General features: G+C 64.5%; 2 protein-coding genes and 1 pseudogene. 2 read left to right on the forward strand and 1 reads right to left on the reverse strand.

Features of this window, described 5'->3' with window-relative positions; translation table 11 throughout:
- Positions 1-174 precede the first annotated feature (174 nt).
- Positions 175-495, forward strand: coding sequence for a YnfA family protein (locus tag I71_RS00605; protein ID WP_042688660.1), 321 nt, complete (start codon positions 175-177; stop codon positions 493-495).
- Here I71_RS00605 and I71_RS00610 read toward each other — a convergent pair.
- Complete coding sequence (locus I71_RS00610) at positions 467-712, reverse strand: hypothetical protein (RefSeq protein ID WP_042688663.1); 246 nt, start codon at positions 710-712, stop codon at positions 467-469. The two genes, I71_RS00605 and I71_RS00610, sit on opposite strands and share 29 nt — an antisense overlap.
- 586 nt (positions 713-1298) lie before the next feature.
- Here I71_RS00610 and I71_RS00615 point away from each other — a divergent pair.
- Positions 1299-1816: pseudogene (locus I71_RS00615) on the forward strand (bifunctional diguanylate cyclase/phosphodiesterase); the annotation flags it as partial.

Consider the following 1816-nt stretch of genomic DNA (forward strand, 5'->3'; position numbering starts at 1 on the left):
AGTCCTGAATGCCTGTAATATTAGGGCGCCAAATTGAAACGAGCTGTGGCGCTTTTCCGCGGTGCGCAACTCATTGACGGCGAATGAGTCGGAGATCAGCATCGTAGCGGCGGCATGCGCCGGCATCGATGACGGATGCGAAACGGAGAATGGAGGGAGGGTAGGCTGGGAACCATGCTGGGTGTGTATGCAGCGGCCGCACTGGCGGAGATTGCCGGCTGCTTCGCCTTCTGGGCCTGGATAAGGCTGGGCCGCAGCTGCTGGTGGGCACTGCCCGGGCTGGCTTGCCTATGCCTGTTCGCCCTGTTGCTGACCCGGGCCGACGCCGATTTTGCCGGACGCGCCTATGCCGCCTACGGCGGCGTCTACATCGCCGCGTCGCTGTTGTGGCTCTGGCTGGTCGAAGGCGCGCGCCCGGACCGCTGGGATGCGGCCGGCGCACTGGTTTGCCTGGTCGGCGCGACCCTTATTCTTGCCGGGCCGCGCGGGAATTGAATGCGGGCGAGACCGGCCGGTTGAACGACCGATGCAGAGCAGGGCCGTTCACCAGCACCAAGCGTCCGCCATCGACCCGCAGATAGGCGCCGACGCGGACTCTGCCACCCAGAATATCGTCATTGAGCATGATCTGCGCATCGGCCAGGGACAGCGGGCTGCCCTGGTAGTACGCACGGCCGTCGGCGTGTCGGATCTGGCTGAATGCGTTGGTCATGTCGGAATGCTCCCAATCGTTTTTTCGAGCCGCGGACCCTTGGCGCACCCGACGCCATGGCGGCGTCCAACGTGAAGTCGGCTGCCTCGGCCGTTGTCAGGAGAACGCCTGGAACTTCCGGTTTATTCCTCCATACAGGCACAAAGAGATAAGGCGTGCGCGGTGCGGCAACAGGGGATGACCTCGGCAGCTGCCCTTCGACATCCTGCGATGAATACGTCCACAGGTCCAGAATGCCCCACCCGATGCCCCCGAATTGTCGCAGGGTGGACGCGCAAAGGATGTAGCGGCGCCGCGGACGGGGAGCGTTTATCTCCGAAACACTGCGTCGCATTGAACCATGTCAATCGCGCACCGGCCCACAACCGTTAGAGTTCGGGCGCATCGCAATGTCGCGGTTGCAGAAATCTTATGCTTCTTCGCTGCCGCTTGACGTTGGAAAAGACGCCGGACGGGGTCATAATACCCCCGATTGGGGATCTGATTCCGCGTCCCGGCCGTCCGAGGGCGCATCGTCAGGGCGGCCTTCGGGGCGGAACAGAGATTATATGCGGATCGTTTCGTGGACCTACAACCGGCGGATCAGATGAACGGTTCCGAGTGCAGCGGTTCGGATGCGGCGAATACCGCCGGCCTGCCGCGCGATCCGGTATTTCTGGCTTCGCTGGCCACCAGCCTGCTCGACGACGGCGGGATGGCCGTGGTCTACCTGGACAGCGACCGCGTGTGCCGCCACGCCGACCGGCATTTCGCGGCAGCGCTGGACAGGTCGCCGGCGGATCTGGTGGGCCATCCGCTGGATGGCATCGAACATCCTGTCGCAGCGGCTCTGGGAGCTGCCATCGCGACCATCGGTGATTCGCCGGCCCCCAGCTCCGCACCGGTCGATTGCCCGACAGTTGGCAGCGACGGCCGCCGCCTCATCCTCAGCGGTTGCGTCGTCGCCCACCGCGACAGGGCCGGGACGACGCTTGGCTACCTCGGCAGCTTTCACCGGACCGCCGATCCAGACCGTATCGCGGAATTCGTGACCTGCCGCGATTCCTTCATCGCCACCCTGCTGGATGCGGCGGTGGACGGCATCATCGTGTCCGACAACAGCGG

Source organism: Azospirillum sp. B506 (assembly GCF_000333595.1).
GTDB lineage: Bacteria > Pseudomonadota > Alphaproteobacteria > Azospirillales > Azospirillaceae > Azospirillum.

Coding starts and splice junctions, on each gene's coding strand:
- I71_RS00605 (WP_042688660.1), top strand. CDS start 175: ATGCTGGGTGTGTATGCAGCGGCCGCACTGGCGGAGATTGCCGGCTGC.
- I71_RS00610 (WP_042688663.1), bottom strand. CDS start 712: ATGACCAACGCATTCAGCCAGATCCGACACGCCGACGGCCGTGCGTAC.